Origin of the sequence: Microbacterium sp. zg-Y625, from assembly GCF_030246925.1 — a bacterium.
Classification (GTDB): Bacteria; Actinomycetota; Actinomycetes; order Actinomycetales; family Microbacteriaceae; genus Microbacterium; species Microbacterium jiangjiandongii.
Window position 1 is genome coordinate 1771562 of the sequence record NZ_CP126740.1, and the last position, 17367, is coordinate 1788928.

Annotated in this window: 19 protein-coding genes; 7 read left to right on the forward strand and 12 right to left on the reverse strand. The window is 70.4% G+C overall.

Translation table 11 applies throughout. The features are described from left to right. Positions 1–14: 14 nt before the first annotated feature. Positions 15–566, forward strand: coding sequence for a TetR/AcrR family transcriptional regulator (locus QNO14_RS08090; RefSeq protein ID WP_257493243.1), 552 nt, complete (start codon positions 15–17; stop codon positions 564–566). Here QNO14_RS08090 and serA read toward each other — a convergent pair. The 7 genes from serA to ilvD all read right to left on the reverse strand — a co-directional run bounded on the left by serA (position 553) and on the right by ilvD (position 8388). Beyond that, positions 553–2157 (reverse strand): phosphoglycerate dehydrogenase, encoded by a 1605-nt coding sequence (serA, locus tag QNO14_RS08095; protein ID WP_257506259.1) that lies wholly within the window; start codon positions 2155–2157, stop codon positions 553–555. The two genes, QNO14_RS08090 and serA, sit on opposite strands and share 14 nt — an antisense overlap. 136 nt (positions 2158–2293) lie before the next feature. Continuing rightward, positions 2294–2641: a bacitracin resistance protein gene (locus QNO14_RS08100; protein ID WP_257506260.1), complete on the reverse strand. Its 348-nt coding sequence runs from the start codon at positions 2639–2641 to the stop codon at positions 2294–2296. Next, positions 2638–3126, reverse strand: coding sequence for a DNA polymerase III subunit gamma/tau (locus QNO14_RS08105; RefSeq protein WP_257506261.1), 489 nt, complete (start codon positions 3124–3126; stop codon positions 2638–2640). Before QNO14_RS08105 ends, QNO14_RS08100 begins: the two co-directional genes overlap by 4 nt. 143 nt (positions 3127–3269) lie before the next feature. Continuing rightward, positions 3270–4295 carry a ketol-acid reductoisomerase gene (ilvC, locus tag QNO14_RS08110; RefSeq protein WP_257493239.1) on the reverse strand — a complete coding sequence of 342 codons (1026 nt, stop codon included), beginning with the start codon at positions 4293–4295 and terminating at the stop codon, positions 3270–3272. A 36-nt stretch (positions 4296–4331) separates the two neighbouring features. Then, the gene (ilvN, locus tag QNO14_RS08115; RefSeq protein WP_257493238.1) at positions 4332–4841 is read right to left on the reverse strand and encodes an acetolactate synthase small subunit; all 510 of its coding nucleotides are present in this window, start codon (positions 4839–4841) and stop codon (positions 4332–4334) included. Between the two features lies 1 nt (position 4842). Beyond that, positions 4843–6645: an acetolactate synthase large subunit gene (locus tag QNO14_RS08120; protein ID WP_257493237.1), complete on the reverse strand. Its 1803-nt coding sequence runs from the start codon at positions 6643–6645 to the stop codon at positions 4843–4845. A gap of 36 nt (positions 6646–6681) precedes the next feature. Next, positions 6682–8388 carry a dihydroxy-acid dehydratase gene (gene ilvD, locus QNO14_RS08125; RefSeq protein ID WP_257493236.1) on the reverse strand — a complete coding sequence of 569 codons (1707 nt, stop codon included), beginning with the start codon at positions 8386–8388 and terminating at the stop codon, positions 6682–6684. A gap of 139 nt (positions 8389–8527) precedes the next feature. On the opposite strand from ilvD, the gene QNO14_RS08130 reads away from it, so the two are divergent. Genes QNO14_RS08130 through QNO14_RS08145 form a run of 4 tightly spaced genes read left to right on the forward strand, consistent with a single transcriptional unit; the run spans position 8528 to position 10972 of the window. Beyond that, positions 8528–9217, forward strand: coding sequence for an energy-coupling factor ABC transporter permease (locus QNO14_RS08130; RefSeq protein ID WP_257506262.1), 690 nt, complete (start codon positions 8528–8530; stop codon positions 9215–9217). Continuing rightward, positions 9214–9561 carry a PDGLE domain-containing protein gene (locus QNO14_RS08135; RefSeq protein ID WP_257506263.1) on the forward strand — a complete coding sequence of 116 codons (348 nt, stop codon included), beginning with the start codon at positions 9214–9216 and terminating at the stop codon, positions 9559–9561. The genes QNO14_RS08130 and QNO14_RS08135 overlap by 4 nt, the downstream gene beginning before the upstream one ends. Continuing rightward, entirely contained in the window at positions 9558–10223 is a 666-nt protein-coding gene (cbiQ, locus tag QNO14_RS08140; protein WP_257506264.1) for a cobalt ECF transporter T component CbiQ, read from the forward strand. Before QNO14_RS08135 ends, cbiQ begins: the two co-directional genes overlap by 4 nt. After that, entirely contained in the window at positions 10220–10972 is a 753-nt protein-coding gene (locus QNO14_RS08145; protein ID WP_257506265.1) for an energy-coupling factor ABC transporter ATP-binding protein, read from the forward strand. Before cbiQ ends, QNO14_RS08145 begins: the two co-directional genes overlap by 4 nt. A gap of 125 nt (positions 10973–11097) precedes the next feature. On the opposite strand, the gene otsB is transcribed toward QNO14_RS08145, so the two are convergent. Next, positions 11098–11880, reverse strand: coding sequence for a trehalose-phosphatase (gene otsB / locus QNO14_RS08150; protein WP_257506266.1), 783 nt, complete (start codon positions 11878–11880; stop codon positions 11098–11100). Then, complete coding sequence (otsA, locus tag QNO14_RS08155; RefSeq protein WP_257493229.1) at positions 11877–13292, reverse strand: alpha,alpha-trehalose-phosphate synthase (UDP-forming); 1416 nt, start codon at positions 13290–13292, stop codon at positions 11877–11879. Before otsA ends, otsB begins: the two co-directional genes overlap by 4 nt. A gap of 128 nt (positions 13293–13420) precedes the next feature. On the opposite strand from otsA, the gene QNO14_RS08160 reads away from it, so the two are divergent. Beyond that, positions 13421–13681: a hypothetical protein gene (locus QNO14_RS08160; protein ID WP_257493227.1), complete on the forward strand. Its 261-nt coding sequence runs from the start codon at positions 13421–13423 to the stop codon at positions 13679–13681. Between the two features lie 35 nt (positions 13682–13716). Here QNO14_RS08160 and QNO14_RS08165 read toward each other — a convergent pair whose 3' ends face one another. The 3 genes from QNO14_RS08165 to QNO14_RS08175 are packed head-to-tail and all read right to left on the reverse strand — an operon-like array spanning position 13717 to position 16329. Continuing rightward, a complete protein-coding gene (locus QNO14_RS08165; RefSeq protein WP_257493226.1) occupies positions 13717–14901 on the reverse strand; it encodes an acetyl-CoA C-acetyltransferase in 1185 nt (394 codons plus the stop codon). Continuing rightward, positions 14898–15551, reverse strand: a complete 654-nt coding sequence (locus QNO14_RS08170) for a CoA transferase subunit B (RefSeq protein WP_257506267.1) — start codon at positions 15549–15551, stop codon at positions 14898–14900. The genes QNO14_RS08165 and QNO14_RS08170 overlap by 4 nt, the downstream gene beginning before the upstream one ends. Before the next feature lie 4 nt (positions 15552–15555). Then, a complete protein-coding gene (locus QNO14_RS08175; protein ID WP_257506268.1) occupies positions 15556–16329 on the reverse strand; it encodes a CoA transferase subunit A in 774 nt (257 codons plus the stop codon). A gap of 94 nt (positions 16330–16423) precedes the next feature. Between QNO14_RS08175 and QNO14_RS08180 the strand changes: the two genes are divergently transcribed. After that, positions 16424–17227 carry an IclR family transcriptional regulator gene (locus tag QNO14_RS08180; protein WP_306814863.1) on the forward strand — a complete coding sequence of 268 codons (804 nt, stop codon included), beginning with the start codon at positions 16424–16426 and terminating at the stop codon, positions 17225–17227. Positions 17228–17367 lie beyond the last annotated feature (140 nt).

Sequence of the window (17367 nt, forward strand, 5' to 3'; positions counted from 1 at the left end):
ATGCGATCACGCGCATGAGCCGCCCACCGCTTGCCCGCGAGAAGGTGCTCGACGCCTTCGAGGCGATCCTCATCGAAGAGGGAGAACGCCCCGCGACGCTGGAGGCGACCGCGCGCGCGGCAGGGGTCTCCAAGGGCGGCCTGCTCTACCACTTCGGCACCAAGGAGGCGCTGGAGACGGGGCTGCTCGAGCGACTGCGCGCGCTCGTCGACGCGGACGTCTCCGCGACCGCCGCCGCACCCGACGGACCGGTGTCGTACTTCCTGCGCTCGTCGGTCATGCACAACGACCCGCTCGACCGCGCGCTGCTGGCGACCTCGCGACTGGCGCAGGGCGGCAACGCGACGGCGCGCGACGCACTGCGCACGGTCCGGGAGGACTGGGCGGCCGTGCTGCGCCCGCACGTGCGCGACGAGACGGCGCTGGACCTCGTCATGCTCGTCAGCGACGGGCTCTACTTCAACAACGCCCTCGCCGGCGGCTCCGTGCCGGGGCCGGTGCCGCGCGGCGCGGCGATGGACGCGCTGATCTCGCTCGTCGAAGAGGCGACGCTCAGGACTCGGTGATCTCGATCTGACGGAACAGGTCCGCCTGGATCGCCGACCCGACGGCATCGAGCACGTCGTCGGCCACCGGCGAATCGACCGTCAGCACCGACAGCGCCTGTCCCCCGGCTGCCCGGCGGGCGATCTGCATGCCGGCGATGTTGATGCCGGCCTCGCCGAACTTCTGCCCGTACACCGCGACGATGCCGGGACGGTCGGTGTAGAGCATGACGATGTGGTGCTGCTCGATCGGCAGCTCCACCGCGTAGTCGTTGATGCCGACGAGCTTCTCGATCTGCTTCGTGCCGGTGAGCGTGCCCGACACCGACAGCTGCGAGCCGTCGGAGAGGGCACCGCGCAGCGTGATCACGTTGCGGTACTCCTCGGACTGGTCGTCGACGATCAGGCGAGCCTCGATCCCGCGCTGCTCGGCAAGCAGCGGCGCGTTCACGTACGACACGCTCTCGCTGACGATGTTCGTGAACACGCCCTTGAGAGCGGCGAGCTTCAGCACGCTGACGTCGTACTGGTTCAGCTCGCCGTGCACCTCGACGTCGAGGCTCGTCAGCGGAGAGTGCGCCAGGGCGCTGAAGATCTGGCCCAGCTTCTCCACCAGCGGGATGCCGGGGCGGACGTAGGGGTCGATCACGCCGCCGGCGACGTTGACGGCATCGGGCACCAGCTCGCCGCCGAGGGCGAGGCGCACGGAGCGCGCCACCGAGACACCGGCCTTCTCCTGGGCCTCGTCGGTCGACGCGCCGAGGTGGGGCGTGACGACGACGTTCGGCAGGTCCAGCAGCGGGCGCGCGGTGCCGCCATCGGCGGGCGGCTCCGAAGTGAAGACGTCGAGACCCGCGCCGGCGATCTCGCCGGTCGTCAGGGCGACGTAGAGCGCCTCTTCGTCGATGAGGCCGCCGCGTGCGACGTTCACGATGTAGGCAGTGGGCTTCATGAGCCGGAACTGCTCGGTGGAGATCATGCCGGTCGTCTCGGCGGTCTTCGGCATGTGGATGGTGATGAAGTCGGACTGCTGCAGGAGGTCGTCGAGCGACAGCAGCTGCACGCCGAGCTGCTGGGCGCGGGCGCTCGTGACGTACGGGTCGTACGCGACGACGTTCACGCCGAACGCCTGCAGGCGTGCGGCGATGAGCGCGCCGATGCGGCCGAGTCCGATGATGCCGACGGTCTTCTCGAACAGCTCGACGCCCGTGTAGGCGCTGCGCTTCCACTGGCCGGCTGCGAGCGAGGCGTGGGCGGCGGGAATGCGCCGCGCGAGGCTCAGGATGTGACCGATGGTGAGCTCGGCGGCCGAGATGATGTTCGAGGTCGGGGCGTTGACGACCATGACCCCGGCGGTCGTGGCCGTCTTGATGTCGACGTTGTCGAGGCCCACTCCGGCGCGCGCGATCACCTTGAGCGACGGAGCGGCGGCGATGGCCTCGGCATCCATCTTGGTCGCCGAGCGGATGAGCACCGCGTGTGCGTCGGCGAGGGCGGGGAGCAGAGCAGAGCGGTCGGCGCCGTCGACGTGACGCACATCGAAGTCGGGCCCGAGGGCGTCGATCGTGGCGGGAGAGAGTTCTTCGGCGATGAGCACGACGGGCTGAGGCACGCTGGATCCTTCGGGGCGGCGGCGCACGCGATCGCGTGCACCGCGACGGAGGGGGAGCCCGTCACAGCCTGTGGACGGGGCGCGTTCAGCCTATCGCGGGCGGATCGGCGCTCGTGACCGTGTGACGCCCTGCGACTCAGGCCCCGTAGAGCGAGGGGGATGCCGCGGCGTACGCGAGCACGTCGAGCCAGAACGCCGCCACGAACGCCAGCCCGGTGAGCATGACGGCGACGAACGGCAGCGCGCGTCGGCGCCAGCCGATCGCGAAGGCCGCCGCGAAGACGGCCGGCGGGAAGATCACCGGCAGGAGCAGCACGAACCAGCCGTAGCCGGTGAGGCCGGTCACTCCCCCGGCCTGCTGCAGCAGGAACCCCAGCGCGGTCCAGAACACGAACGCGTACAGCAGCAGGAAGCCACCGGCGACCACCGCGATCAGCCACGTCGGCAGCGCGTTGCGGCGGGTCCCGGCCTGGGCGGCGGTCACAGCGTCACCCCGGCGAGGACGAAGGGCCACGGCACCAGCAGCACCGCACCCGCTGCGAGCAGCGACAGTCGCACCCACGTGCGCGACGACCGCGTGAGCAGGAACACCGTGGCGAACCAGATGGGCGGGGCAAGCACCGCCATCCACATCGTCACCTGGAAGGCGACGGGGTCGAGGAAGAGCTGGGCGAGCAGCTGCAGACGCCCCGCGCCCAGCAGCCAGCCGAGCGACAGCAGCAGGTAGACGCCGGCGAACACTCCGACGCCCACGAGGGCGGCGTTGCTCATTCCGGGGGCCCGTTCCGCGTCGTCGATGAGGGAAACGTCGGCCGAGGAATCCGCCGCGCCTGGCTGCGCCAGGCTGTCGCTGCCGCGACCGACGGCGCGGTACCCCTCGGGCAACGGGGTCGCTGCGGCGGGGTTCACGGCGAGGGTGGGATCGTCGTCCCCCTCCCACGCGAGCGCATCGTCGTCGGGTCTGGCCATGCTCCCAGGGTAGCCCGCCACCGCGACCGCCGAGGGATGCCGCCCCTCACGCCCCGCTGCCACAACGAGAAGCCCGGTCGCCGCTCCCCCGTTTCGGGGAGCGGCGACCGGGCTCGAGCCGTGCCGGGTGGGACGGCGGTGTGTCAGCGCGCGGCGCTGCCCTCGACGTAGTCGCTGTCGGTCTGCTTCCACGAGAACAGGGCGCGCAGGTCCTTGCCGACCGCTTCGATCGCGTGGGCGGCGGCCTTCTCGCGCAGCTCGCCGAACTCGACCGCGCCGGCATCCTGGTCGTTGATGAAGCGCTCGGCGAACGCTCCGGAGCGGATGTCCGCGAGGACAGCCTGCATGTTCTCCTTCACGTGCGGGTCGATCACGCGGGGACCCGAGACGTAGTCGCCGTACTCGGCGGTGTCCGACACCGACCAGCGCTGCTTGGCGATACCGCCCTCCCACATGAGGTCGACGATGAGCTTCAGCTCGTGCAGCACCTCGAAGTACGCGATCTGCGGCTGGTAGCCCGCCTCGGTCAGCGTCTCGAAGCCGTACTGGACGAGCTGCGAGACGCCGCCGCACAGCACGGCCTGCTCACCGAACAGGTCGGTCTCGGTCTCCTCGGTGAAAGTGGTCTTGATGACACCGGCGCGCGTGCCGCCGATGGCCTTCGCGTAGGACAGCGCAACGTCCCACGCCTGGCCCGACGCGTCGTTCTCGACGGCGATGATGTCGGGGATGCCGCGGCCGGCGACGAACTCGCGGCGCACCGTGTGGCCCGGGGCCTTCGGTGCGACGAGGATGACGTCGACGTCCTCGGGGGCCTGGATGTAGCCGAAACGGATGTTGAAGCCGTGCGCGAAGGCGAGGGTCTTGCCCGCCTTCAGGTGCGGCTTGATCTCGTCGTTGTAGATCGATCGCTGGTGCTGGTCGGGGGCCAGGATCATGATGAGGTCGGCCCACTCGGCGGCATCCGCCACGGACTTGACCTCGAAGCCGTCCTCCTGCGCCTTCGCGATGGACTTGCTGCCCTCCTTGAGGGCGATGACGACGTCGACACCCGAGTCACGCAGGTTCTGGGCGTGGGCGTGGCCCTGCGAGCCGTAGCCGACGATCGCGACCTTCTTGCCCTGGATGAGCGACAGGTCGGCGTCGGAGTCGTAGAAGATCTCGGCCATGTTGTGTGTTTCTCCTTGAGTGGGGGTTCTGTGTGGTCAGCCGCGCAGGACGCGCTCGGTGATGCTCTTGCCGCCGCGACCCATCGCGACCATGCCCGACTGGGCCAGTTCCTTGATGCCGAACGGCTCGACAGCGCGCAGGAACGCGTCGACCTTGCCACGGTCGCCCGTGACCTCGACGACCACGGCGTCCGTGGCGTAGTCCACGACGGATGCACGGAAGAGGTTGACGACCTCGATGACGTTCGAGCGCGTCTGGTTGTCGGCGCGCACCTTCACGAGCATGTGCTCCCGCTGCACGGATGCCGCGGGGTCGAGTTCGACGATCTTGATGACGTTGATGAGCTTGTTCAGCTGCTTGGTCACCTGCTCCAGCGGCAGCTCGTCGACGTCGACCACGACCGTGATGCGGGACAGGCCCGGCACCTCGGTGACGCCGACGGCGAGGGAGTCGATGTTGAACCCGCGCCGGGCGAACAGACCCGCCACGCGGGTCAGCAGGCCCGGTTTGTCCTCCACGAGGAGGCTGAGGACGTGCTTGCTCATGTCAGGCCTCCTGGTCGAAGGTCGGCGCGTGCTCGCGCGCGTACTGGATGCTGCTGTTGCTTCGGCCCTGCTGGACCATGGGCCACACCATGGCGTCGGCGCTGACCACGAAGTCGATCACCACGGGCCGGTCGTTCGTCTCCAGCGCGAGCTTGATCGCGGCATCCACGTCTTCTTCCTTCTCGACACGGATCGCGAGGCAGCCGTATGCCTCGGCGAGCTTGACGAAGTCGGGGATGCGGATGCTGTTGTGGCCGGTGTTCAGGTCGGTGTTCGAGTAGCGACCGTTGTAGACCAGGGTCTGCCACTGCCGCACCATGCCGAGGGAGGAGTTGTTGATGATCGCGACCTTGATCGGGATCTTGTTGATGGCGCAGGTCGCGAGCTCCTGATTGGTCATCTGGAAGCAGCCGTCGCCGTCGATCGCCCACACGACACGGTCGGGCTCGGCGACCTTGGCGCCCATGGCGGCGGGCACGGCGTAGCCCATGGTGCCGGCGCCGCCGGAGTTCAACCACGAGTTGGGGCGCTCGTACTTGATGAACTGCGCCGACCACATCTGGTGCTGGCCGACGCCGGCCGCGAAGACGCCCTCGGGTCCGGTCAGCTCCCCGATCCGCGAGATGACGTACTGCGGAGCCATGAGGCCGTCGGTGGGCTGTGCGTAGCCGAGCGGGAACTCGTCGCGCAGGCCGTCGAGGTAGGACCACCACTCGGCGATGTCGGCGCGCTGCACCGCCGTCGCCGAGGCGAAGGCCGTCTCGAGGTCGCCCAGCACTTCCTTGAGATCGCCGACGATCGGCACGTCGGCCGTGCGGATCTTGGAGATCTCGGCCGGGTCGATGTCGACGTGCACGACCTTCGCGTGGGGGGCGAACAGCGACGCCTTGCCCGTCACACGGTCGTCGAAGCGGGCGCCGAGCGAGACGATGAGGTCGGCCTCCTGCAGGGCGAGCACGGCGGGCACGGTGCCGTGCATGCCGGGCATGCCGAGCTGCTGGGGGTGCGAGTCGGGGAAGGCACCCCGTGCCATGAGCGTCGTCACGACCGGTGCCCCGGTGGCCTCGGCCAGGCGCAGCAGCTGCGCCGACGCCTGCGAGCGGATGACACCGCCGCCGACGTAGAGCACGGGCTTCTGGGCGGTCGCCAGCAGCTGGGCTGCGGCCTGGATCTGCTTGCCGTGGGCCTTGGTGACAGGCCGATAGCCGGGCAGGTCGACGCGGGGCGGCCAGACGAACGGCGCCTCCTGCTGCTGGGCATCCTTCGTGATGTCCACCAGCACCGGACCCGGGCGCCCCGTGCCGGCGATCTCGAAGGCCGCGGCGATGGCTCCCGGGATCTCCTCGGCACGCTTGACCAGGATCGAGTGCTTGGTGATCGGCATGGTGATGCCGACGATGTCGGCCTCTTGGAACGCGTCGGTGCCCATGAGGGTCGAGAAGACCTGACCGGTGATGCACACGATCGGGACCGAGTCCATGTAGGCGTCGGCGATCGCGGTGACGAGGTTGGTCGCGCCGGGGCCGCTGGTGGCGATCGCGACGCCGATCTTGTTGGATGCCGAGGCGTATCCCTCGGCGGCGTGGCCGGCGCCCTGCTCATGGCGTACCAGGATGTGCCGGATCTCGGACGTGTCCATGAGCGGGTCGTAGACGGGCAGGATCGCGCCGCCGGGCAGACCGAACACGTCGGTCACCCCCAGCAGCTCGAGCGAGCGGACGACGGCCTGGGCGCCGGTGAGGACGGGGGCGGACGCCGCGCGGGCGGGGGGCCGGGGAACGGCGGAAACGGTGTCTGAGGACATGGGTGACTACCTCGAGATCAAGGGTTGCTGACGGGACTACCCCGTCACCGCGCCCTCTGCAGCAGAGCGCACGAGTTTGGAGTACTTGGCCAGAACGCCACGGGTATAGCGCGGAGGGAGGGGTTCCCAGCCTTCTCGGCGGGAACTCAGCTCTTCGTCACCGACGAGTAGGTCGAGAGTGCGAGCCGCGATATCGACCCGTATCAGATCACCATCGCGCACGAAGGCGATGGGACCAGCGTCCACCGCTTCGGGTGCTATGTGGCCGATGCACAGGCCGGTTGTGCCGCCTGAGAATCGTCCGTCCGTCAACAGTAGTACATCTTTTCCGAGGCCGGCCCCCTTGATGGCGGCGGTGATCGCGAGCATCTCGCGCATGCCGGGGCCGCCCTTGGGTCCTTCGTAGCGGATGACGATGACGTCTCCCGGGTTGATCTCCCCCGCTTCGAGCGCGTCCATGGCGCCCCGCTCCCGCTCGAAGACCCGCGCGGGCCCCTCGAACAGCGTGGCGTCGAAGCCCGCGGTCTTCACGACCGCGCCTTCGGGCGCGAGCGAGCCGTGCAGGATCGTGATGCCGCCGGTGGCGTGGATCGGGTCCGCGAAGCTGTGGATGACCTCGCCGTCGATCGGGTCGGGGTCCAGCTCCCGCAGGTTCTCGGCCAGGGTCTTGCCGGTGACCGTGAGCGCGTCGCCGTGCAGCAGCCCCTCGTCGAGCATCGCCTTCATGATGACGGGGATGCCGCCGTGCCGGTCGACGTCGTTCATGACGTACTTGCCGAACGGCTTCATGTCGGCCACGTGCGGGACCTTGTCGCCGATGCGGTTGAAGTCATGCAGCGTGAGGTCGACCTCGGCCTCGTTGGCGATGGCCAGCAGGTGCAGCACGACGTTGGTCGATCCACCCAGCGCCATCGCCAGCGCGATGGCGTTCTCGAAGGCTTCCTTCGTGAGGATGTCGCGGGTCGTGATGCCCTGGCGCAGCAGATTGACCACCGCCTCGCCGGAGCGGTGGGCGAAGTAGTCACGGCGGCGGTCGGCCGACGGCGGCGCGGCGGAGCCGGGCAGGCTCAGCCCGAGGGCCTCGGCGACGGATGCCATCGTGTTGGCGGTGTACATGCCGCCGCAGGCGCCCTCGCCCGGAGCGATCGCGCACTCGATGCGCTTGAGGTCGGCCTCGCTCATCTTGCCCGCGAGGCACGCCCCCACGGCCTCGAACGAGTCGATGATCGTGACGTCCTTCTCGGTGCCGTCCGAGAGCTTCACCCAGCCCGGCGCGATGGAGCCGGCGTAGAGGAAGACGCTCGACAGGTCGAGCCGGGCGGATGCCATGAGCATGCCGGGGATCGACTTGTCGCAGCCGGCCAGCAGCACGCTGCCGTCGAGGCGCTCGGCCATCATGACCGTCTCGACCGAGTCGGCGATGACCTCGCGGCTCACCAGCGAGAAGTGCATGCCCTCGTGGCCCATCGAGATGCCGTCGGAGACCGAGATCGTGCCGAACTGCAGCGGGTAGCCGCCACCGGCGTGCACGCCCTCCTTCGCGCCCTGCGCGAGCCGGTCAAGGCTCAGGTTGCAGGGGGTGATCTCGTTCCAGCTCGAGGCGATGCCGATCTGCGGCTTGTCCCAGTCGGCGTCCCCCATGCCGACGGCTCGGAGCATCCCTCGAGAGGTGGTGGCTTCGATGCCGTCGGTCACGACGCGACTGCGGGGCTTGATGTCGATGGTTTCGTCGGGATGGCTCACCGCTGCATTCTATTGCCGACGTCGGGCAGAGCCGGCCGTGTGTCCGACGACCCCCTGGTGCGGGCAAGAAGGCGGGCTTAGCATCCCCATCTACGACGGTGTCGCAACTGGCACATCGCCCCACACGGTTGGAGAGCGAATGCACGTTCCGGACGGATTCCTGGATATCCCCACCTCTGCTGCGGCGGGGGTGGTCGCCGTCGCCGCGGTGGCTGTCGCGCTGCCGCGGGCCCGGCGAGAGGCCGTGGACGACCGCAAAGCGCCGATGGTGGGAATCGTGGCGACCCTCATCTTCGCCGTGCAGATGATCAACTTCCCCGTCGGTGCCGGCACGAGCGGCCATCTGATGGGAGGGGCGTTGGCGGCCGTGCTGGTCGGTCCGGCGACCGGCGTCTTGTGTCTGACGGTCGTGCTCATCGTGCAGGCGTTCCTCTTCGCCGACGGCGGGCTCACCGCCCTGGGGACGAACATCACCCTCATGGGCGTGGTGACCGTCCTCGTGGGCTGGTGGGTATTCCGCGGGGTCGTGGCCGTGGCACCCGGACGCACCTCGGCAGTGCCCCTCGGGGCTGCACTGGGGGCCTTCGCATCGGTCCCGGCCGCCGCCGCGGTGTTCGCCGCGCTCTTCGCGATCGGCGGAACGGTGGCCGTCCCCACCGGCACGGTGTTCGCCGCGATGGTCGGCTGGCACGCCGTCATCGGGGTCGGCGAAGCGGTCATCACCGCCCTCGTCGTCTCGGCTGTGGTGGCGACCAGACCCGACCTCGTCTACGGCATGCGGTTCGCCCGCGTGCCGGCCGGCCGCACCATGCAGGGAGCGCAAGCATGAACACGACGCCACGGACCGACCCGCCGCGGCGCATCTCGACCCGCGCCTTCACGATCGCCTCGTTCGCGATCATCCTGCTGATCGCCTGCGTCGTGAGCTTCTGGGCCTCGAGCCACCCCGACGGGCTGGAGTTCGTCGCCGAGACCAACGGGTTCATCGGCGCCGCCGAGGACAGCGCCACCGCGACGAGTCCGTTCGCGGACTACGGCGCGGTGTTCGTCGACAGCCCCTGGCTCTCGCTGGCACTGGCGGGGGCCATCGGCTGCCTCGCGACGTTCGTCCTCGCCTGGATCATCGGCGCCGCCTCACGGCGCCGCGCCGACGCCGAGCCGACGCGCCGATGAAGGGCTTCGCCGCTCTACCCGCCGCGCGCGGAGCCGGGTGGCTGCGCGACGCGTCGCCGCGGCTGAAGCTGCTTGGCGTACTGGCTTTCGCCATCCTCGTCGTGGCCACCCCGCGGGAGTGGTTCGCCGCGTTCGCCCTGTACGCGGCGGTCGTCGCAGCGTTCCTCATCGCCGCGCAGGTGCGGCCGCGCACTCTGCTGGCACGCATGGGCATCGAGATCCCGTTCGTGCTGTTCGCCGCGCTCATGCCCTTCGTCGCCAGCGGACCCCGCATCGAGGTCTGGGGGGTGCCGATGGCCGTGGAGGGGCTGTGGGGGGCGTGGGGGCTGCTGGCCAAGGCGACGCTCGCGCTGATGGCATCCATCGTGCTCGTGAGCACCACCGAGCCCCGCGCGATCATCCTGGCGCTCGAGCAGCTGCGTCTGCCCCGACAGCTCACCGCGATCGCGGGATTCATGCTGCGCTACCTCGACGTCATCGCCGGGGAGTGGCGGCGCATGCGCGTGGCCCAGGATTCCCGGGGCTTCGGCGCCCGCGGTCACCGCGCGTGGCCCGTGCTCGCTCGCGGGGTGGGCGCCCTGTTCGCACGCTCGCACGGCCGCGGCGAGCGTGTGTATCTGGCGATGCTCTCGCGGGGATACCTCGACGCCACGCGCGCATGACCTCCGCCGACGTCTCGGTGCGGGCGCTGCACTACCGCTACCCCGGAAGCCGTTCGGACCCGGTGCTGGCCGGGGTCGACTTCGATGTCGCGGCCGGGGAGCGGGTCGCGATCCTCGGGCCCAACGGCGCGGGCAAGACCACCCTCATGCTGCACCTGAACGGCATCCTGACCCCTGACCGGGGGTGGGTCGCGGTGGGGGGCACGCGCATCGAGCGTGATTCGGTGCGCGAGGTGCGACGACACGTGGGGCTGGTCTTCCAGGATCCCGACGACCAGCTGTTCATGCCGACCGTCGGCGAGGACGTCGCGTTCGGCCCCTCGAACTACGGGGTGCCGGCGGCGGAGCTGCAGACGCGGGTGCAGGACGCGCTCGCGACGGTCGGCCTGCACGACGTCGCCGAGCGTCAGCCGCAGCATCTGTCGCTGGGCCAGCGCCGACGGGCGGCGATCGCCACCATCTTGTCGATGGACGTCGACGTCATGGTGCTGGATGAGCCCACCTCCAACCTCGACCCCGGCTCGCGACGGGAGCTGTCGGCGACTCTCGCCGCGCTCCCCACGACCCAGATCGTGGTCACCCACGATCTGCCGTACGCGCTGGAGCTCTGCCCGCGCGCCCTGATCCTCGACGGCGGCAGAATCGTCGCCGACGGATCGACCCGTGCGTTGCTGTCGGATGCCGCGCTCATGGCGGCCCACGGCCTGGAGCTGCCGTGGGGGTTCGATCCGTCCTACGGGCGCGGCTGACCACACCCCGCGCGCGCTGACGCCCCGCACCCCTCGCCCGCCCGCACGCGCCCGACCGCGCTGAAACCGCATCTGGCGGCCGAGACCATGGGAAACAACCACTGTCTCGGCCGCCAGATACGGTCTCACGGTCCTGGGTGCGCGCGAGCCTCGGCGAGGCGCATGAGCAGCGCGGCCAGCTCCGGGATGCCGGCGACCGTCATGGTCGCGACGGTGTCGCCCTCCCCCACGCGCACGCCCAGGTCGCCCGGCTTCAGGCTGCCCAGTGCGTCCTCGTCCGTGACGTCGTCGCCCGCGAACAGCACCGCGGTGGCGCCGGTGCGCTCGCGCAGCGCCGCGACCGCGGAATCCTTGCCCTCGTGACGGGAGGCGTACTCCACGATGTCCCGCCCCGACCGGCGGCGCCAGGCCGGCGCCTGCTCGGCGACGATCTCGTCGACCAGGCGGTTGGCTTCGGCGGCGGCTGCCGCGTCGGCCCGACGCGTGTGCACGCCGAGACCGAAGGCCTTCGGCTCGATCCAGACGCCCTCGAGGTGCGCCGTCGCCTCCTCGGCCCGCTGCTGCAGGCGATCGCGCAGCGCGGCGGCGTCGGGGTCGTCGTCGGCGGGGCGCAGTCCCGAACCCGGCTCCCAGTACTCGGCCCCATGCGACCCCGCCAGCCAGAGCGGCGAGTCGTCGAGGTGCTCGGCGATGAGCCGCAGATCCCTCATACTGCGGCCGGAGACGAGGGCCACCACGGTGTCGGGCAGGGCCGAGAGGGCCGCGACGGCATCCCGCGCCGCAGGCAGCATGCGCGAAGCCATCGGGTCGTCTTCCAGGGGCGACAGGGTGCCGTCGAAGTCCAGCGCCACGAGCAGGCGGGGCGTGGATGCCAGCGTCGTCAGGGCCTCGGCCGCGTCGACGCTCACGAGCGCGCCCGCCGCACCGCGTCGAGCGCTTCGAGGAACTCGCGCGACCAGTCGTTGACGTCGTGCTCGCGCACCTTGCGTCGCAGGCTCCGCATGCGGCGGCCCTGCTCGGCGGCGGGCATCTCGACCGCGCGCACGATCGCGTCCTTCACGCCCTCGATGTCGTGGGGGTTGATCCGCAGGGCGGTGCCCAGCTCATCGGCCGCACCGGCGAACTCGCTGAGCACGAGCACCCCGCGGTTGTCGATGCGCGAGGCGACGTACTCCTTGGCGACGAGGTTCATGCCGTCGCGCAGCGCCGTGACGAGCATGACGTCGGCGGCGAGGTACAGCGCGACCATCTCCTCGCGGGGGAACGCCTGGTGCAGGTAGCGGATGGCGGTGTGGTCCATGGTGTCGTAATCGCCGTTGATGCGACCGACGGTCAGCTCGATCTCGTCGCGCAGCTGCACATAGGCGGCGACCCTCTCGCGGCTGGGGCTCGCGACCTGGACCAGCGTGACGTCCTCCACGGCGAGCCGGCCGTCCTCGAGCAGCTCGCCGAAGGCCTTCAGCCGATGGCGGATGCCCTTGGTGTAGTCCAGCCGGTCGACTCCGAGCAGCACCTTCTTGGGGTTGCCCAGACTCTCGCGGATCTCGGCGGCACGCGCCTGGATGTCAGGGCGCTGGGCGAGCGCGATGTAGTCGTCTGCGTCGATCGAGATCGGGAACGCCTTCGCGAGCGCCAGGCGCTCCCGCCCGTCGTCGGTGGGCACCCGGATGCCGCTGGCCTTGGTCTCGTATCGCAGCTGCCGCCGCACCGCGCGGGCGAAGTTCGAGGCGTCGGCGACCCGCTGGAACCCGATGACATCCGCCCCCAGAAGGCCCTCCAGCACCTGCCGCCGCCACGGCAGCTGGGAGTAGAGGCCGTACGCCGGGAACGGGATGTGGTGGAAGTACCCGATGACCAGGTCGGGCCGGAGCTCGCGCAGCATGCGGGGAACGAGCTGCAGCTGGTAGTCCTGCACCCACACGGTCGCACCGTCGGCAGCAACCGCCGCGGCGGCCTCGGCGAAACGGCGGTTCACCCGCACATAGGCCTGCCACCACTCGCGGCGATAGCGAGGAGCGGCGATCACATCGTGGTAGAGCGGCCAGATGGTGTCGTTGGCGAAGCCCTCGTAGTAGAGCTCGACGTCCTCCTCGCTCAGGGTGACGGGCACCAGGTGCATGCCCTCGAAGTCGAACGGCTCCACCTCCACGTCGGCCTGCCCGGGCCAGCCGACCCATGCGCCTTCGGTCGTGCGCATCACCGGTGCGAGGGCGGTGACCAGTCCCCCCGGCGACGTGCGCCACTGCTCGTCGCCCTCACCGCTTCCCGATCTGTCCACCGGAAGACGGTTGGCGACAACGACGAAATCGGCAGTGCTCATGAGATCCTCCGTGCGGCGGGCGGGATCTCCAGGCTACCTTTCGCCCCCGCGCGCCGACCGGGGTTGCGTGGGGGGCGCGATTCTGTCAATACCGAATCTCCGGCGCCTGCGCGCGGTAGCGTGGCGGGATGCGTGGCTATCTCTTCGGCTCCGGTCTCCTCACCAGCATCACCAGCGGCATCACGCTGCTGCGCGGACTGCGCAATGACGAGCCCTTCACCTGGCGCACGGCGCTCGCCTGGCTCAGCTGGGGCATCTCGCTCGCGCTCGCCATCGGAACCGTCGTCGACACGCGCCGCGCCAAGCGCGGTCACCTCGTGCCGGGCGACTCCCCGGTGAAGGGCAAGGAGCAGAAGCTCATGAAGAAGCGTCTGCAGAAGACCCGCTGACCTCGAGCACAGACGCCGACGCGTCCGCGCAGCTCTCAGCGCGTCAGGATCAGGGCGTCGCCCTGGCCGCCGCCGCCGCAGAGCGCGACCCCGGCCGTGCCGGTCCCCCGGCGCACCAGTTCGTGCACGGCATGCACGACGAGCCGGTTGCCGCTCGCGCCGATCGGGTGGCCGATGGCGATGCCCCCGCCGTGGATGTTGACGACGTCCTCGTCGAGGCCGAGTTCGGCCTGAGACTGCGCGACGACGGCACCGAAGGCCTCGTTGATCTCGACGAAATCGAGATCCCCGGCCTCGATGCCCTGCTTGCGCAGTGCCTGCTCCATCGCCCGCGCGGGCTGCGCGTGCAGGGAGTTGTCGGGTCCGGCCACCTGGCCCGCCGCACCGACCACCGCCAGCACCTCCCAGCCCTGGTCATCGGCGTGGCTGCGGGTGGTGAGCACGACGGCCGAGGCCCCGTCGGAGATCTGTGAGGCGTTGCCGGCAGTGATCGTGCCCTCGGCGGCGAACGCAGGACGCAGCTTCGCGAGCGTCTCGACGGTGGTCTCGGGGCGCACGCCCTCGTCGCGGGTGACGACTAGCGGGTCGCCCCGGCGCTGCGGCACCTCGACGGGCACGATCTCGTCGTCGAAGACGCCGGCATCCTGTGCCGCGGCGGCGCGCTGGTGCGACAGCGCCGCCACGTGATCCTGCATGTCGCGGGTCATGCCGAGTCCGCCGTTGTGGCGCTCGGTCGATGCGCCCATGCTCTCGCGGTCGTACGCGTCGGTGAGACCGTCGTGGGCCATGTGGTCGAGCACCTCGACGCTGCCGTAGGACCAGCCGTCGCGGGATCCCGTGAGCAGGTGCGGGGCGCGTGTCATCGACTCCATGCCGGCAGCCACGACGACGCGCGCGTCGCCGGTCTGGATCATGCGCTTGGCGTCGATGACCGCCGACAGACCGGAGAGGCAGACCTTGTTCACGGATGAGGCGGGCACGTCCCAGCCGATGCCCGCCGCGACGGCCGCCTGGCGGGCGGGGTTCTGTCCGGAGCCGGCCGGAAGCACCTGCCCGACGATGACGGCGTCGACGGCGTCGGCCGGGATGCCACCGCGCTCGAGTGCCCCGCGGATGGCGGACGCCCCCAGCTCGGGGGCGGTGAACGAGGCCAGCTGGCCCTTGAGGCGGCCCTGCGGCGTCCGTGCGGCGGCGACGATGACGACGTCTTCGTGGTTCATGCTTCCACCCTAAGAGTGTCGGAGACCGCCAGCGGCGGCTCGGTGGCGGCCTGCACCTCCGCGACGGTGACGCCGGGGGCCGTCTCGACGAGCAGCAGCCCGTCGGGGGTCACGTCGATGACGGCGAGGTCGGTGATGATGCGGTCGACGACCCCGCGGCCCGTGAGCGGCAGCGAGCAAGCGTCGACGATCTTGGGCGAGCCGTCGCGGGCGACGTGCTCCATCAGCACGATGACGCGCGCCGCGCCGTGCACGAGGTCCATTGCGCCACCCGGGCCCTTGACCATCTTCCCGGGGATCATCCAGTTGGCGAGATCCCCCGTCGCCGACACCTGCATGGCGCCGAGGATCGCGGCGTCGATCTTGCCGCCGCGGATCATGCCGAAGCTCGTCGCGGAGTCGAAGTACGCCGCTCCCGGCAGCACCGTGACGGTCTCCTTGCCCGCGTTGATGAGGTCGGGATCGACCGTGTCTTCTGTCGGATACGGACCGACGCCGAGGATGCCGTTCTCGGACTGCAGCACGACCGTCACTCCGTCGGGCACGTGGTTCGGGACCAGGGTGGGAAGACCGATGCCGAGGTTGACGTACGAGCCGTCGGTCAGCTCGCGGGCCGCGCGGGCCGCCATCTCATCGCGGGTCAAAGCCATGGGGTCACTTCCCTTCCGGGCGCACGGTGCGCCGCTCGATGCGCTTGGGGATGTCGGTGCCGACCTCGACGAGGCGATGCACGTAGACACCGGGGAGGTGCACGTCGTCGGGGTCGATCTCGCCCGGCTGCAGGAGCTCCTCGACCTGGGCGATGCACACCCTGCCCGCCATCGCGGCGAGCGGGTTGAAATTGCGGGCCGCCTTGTTGAAGACGAGATTGCCGTACGTGTCGCCGCGCAGAGCGTGGACGAGGGCGAAATCGGTGACGATCGCCTCTTCCAGCACGTAGGGCAGCGGCCGGCCCGTCGTGTCGAACGTGCGCACGTCCTTCGCCGGCGAAGGCACCGCGATGCCGCCGTGGCCGTCGTAGCGGCGAGGCAGTCCACCCTCGGCCACCTGGGTGCCGACGCCGGTCTGCGTGTAGAAGGCCGCGATGCCAGCGCCGCCGGCCCGCAGCTTCTCGGCGAGGGTGCCCTGCGGGGTCAGCTCGAGCTCCAGCTCGCCGCTGAGGAACTGCCGCTCGAACTCCTTGTTCTCGCCCACGTACGAGGAGGTCATCTTGCGGATGCGCCCGGCTCCCAAGAGGACGCCCAGCCCCCAGTCGTCGACCCCGCAGTTGTTGGATACGACCGAGAGGCCGGTGGTGCCCTGCGCGAGCAGTGCGTCGATGAGGGCGATCGGGTTGCCCGAGAGGCCGAAGCCCCCGACGGCGAGCGAGGCCCCGTCGGGGATGTCGGCGACGGCATCGGCCGCCGAGGGGAAGGTCTTGTCGATCACGGGCACTCCTTCGTGAGCCGGGTGTGCCGCCAGACTGCGCGCCGGCGCAGGGCCGACGCAACGGCGTTCTTGTGATGTGGGCCGCAGGGCGCCTATGTTCCACTATGTGGACACCCCTCTTCGCTCCGGCGTCCCCGGAGCCCAGACCGTGGCGCGCGCCGCCCGCCTGCTGCGGCTCGTGACGGCCGCAGGCGGTGACGGAGCCCCGCTGCAGCGCCTCGCCCACGATGCGGAACTCTCGCGGTCGACCACCCATCGCCTGCTGTCGGCCCTGCGCGCCGAGGGCCTTGTGGATCGGGACGAAGCCTCGTCGCGCTGGATGCCGGGTCCCGAGCTCTTCCTCATGGGTTCGGTGGCCGCCGCGCGCTACGACATCACCGACGTCGCGCGCGACATCGTCCGGTCGCTGGCGGTCAAGACCGAGGAGAGCGCGTTCCTCTCAGCGCGACGCGGCGACGAGACGGTGTGCCTCGTCCGCGAGGACGGCGCCTTCCCCATCCGCTCGTTCGTGCTGAGCGAAGGGGTGCGGTTTCCGCTCGGCGTGGCATCCGCGGGGCTGGCGATCCTCGCCTTCCTGCCCGACGACGACGTGGACGCGTACCTGGCGCGGCATCCGGAGCTCGTCGACCGCTTCGGCACGCGCCACGCGCCCGCGGCGCTGCGCACGCGTCTGGCCGACACCCGCGACCGCGGATACGCGGTCAACCCCGGACTCATCGTCGAGGGGTCGTGGGGGCTGGGCGCGGCCGTGTTCGACCGGGCGGGGCGGCCGGAGTGGGCGCTCAGCCTCACCGGGGTCGAATTCCGCTTCTCCCCGGACCGGCTGCCCGCGCTGGGCCGGACGCTGCTGGCCCACGCGCACCAGCTGTCGTCTCGCATCGCCGCGGCGCGGGCCTAAGCCCACGGGCGATGCGCTCGCCGTCGCGGACGCAGGAGATCTCCCGAAGGCAGGACGGATGCCGCCGGCGTCCTGCGCTGATGAGATCTCCTGTCGTCGCGCACGCCACCGCAGGGCCGCCGCCGCACCCGGCTCACGGC

Excerpts from the sequence above, each read along its gene's own strand:
- QNO14_RS08090 (WP_257493243.1), top strand. The coding sequence starts at position 15 with ATGAGCCGCCCACCGCTTGCCCGCGAGAAGGTGCTCGACGCCTTCGAG.
- QNO14_RS08105 (WP_257506261.1), bottom strand. The coding sequence starts at position 3,126 with ATGGCCAGACCCGACGACGATGCGCTCGCGTGGGAGGGGGACGACGAT.
- ilvC (WP_257493239.1), bottom strand. The coding sequence starts at position 4,295 with ATGGCCGAGATCTTCTACGACTCCGACGCCGACCTGTCGCTCATCCAG.
- ilvN (WP_257493238.1), bottom strand. The coding sequence starts at position 4,841 with ATGAGCAAGCACGTCCTCAGCCTCCTCGTGGAGGACAAACCGGGCCTG.
- QNO14_RS08120 (WP_257493237.1), bottom strand. The coding sequence starts at position 6,645 with ATGTCCTCAGACACCGTTTCCGCCGTTCCCCGGCCCCCCGCCCGCGCG.
- QNO14_RS08130 (WP_257506262.1), top strand. The coding sequence starts at position 8,528 with ATGCACGTTCCGGACGGATTCCTGGATATCCCCACCTCTGCTGCGGCG.
- QNO14_RS08135 (WP_257506263.1), top strand. The coding sequence starts at position 9,214 with ATGAACACGACGCCACGGACCGACCCGCCGCGGCGCATCTCGACCCGC.
- cbiQ (WP_257506264.1), top strand. The coding sequence starts at position 9,558 with ATGAAGGGCTTCGCCGCTCTACCCGCCGCGCGCGGAGCCGGGTGGCTG.
- QNO14_RS08145 (WP_257506265.1), top strand. The coding sequence starts at position 10,220 with ATGACCTCCGCCGACGTCTCGGTGCGGGCGCTGCACTACCGCTACCCC.
- otsA (WP_257493229.1), bottom strand. The coding sequence starts at position 13,292 with ATGAGCACTGCCGATTTCGTCGTTGTCGCCAACCGTCTTCCGGTGGAC.
- QNO14_RS08160 (WP_257493227.1), top strand. The coding sequence starts at position 13,421 with ATGCGTGGCTATCTCTTCGGCTCCGGTCTCCTCACCAGCATCACCAGC.
- QNO14_RS08165 (WP_257493226.1), bottom strand. The coding sequence starts at position 14,901 with ATGAACCACGAAGACGTCGTCATCGTCGCCGCCGCACGGACGCCGCAG.
- QNO14_RS08170 (WP_257506267.1), bottom strand. The coding sequence starts at position 15,551 with ATGGCTTTGACCCGCGATGAGATGGCGGCCCGCGCGGCCCGCGAGCTG.
- QNO14_RS08180 (WP_306814863.1), top strand. The coding sequence starts at position 16,424 with ATGTTCCACTATGTGGACACCCCTCTTCGCTCCGGCGTCCCCGGAGCC.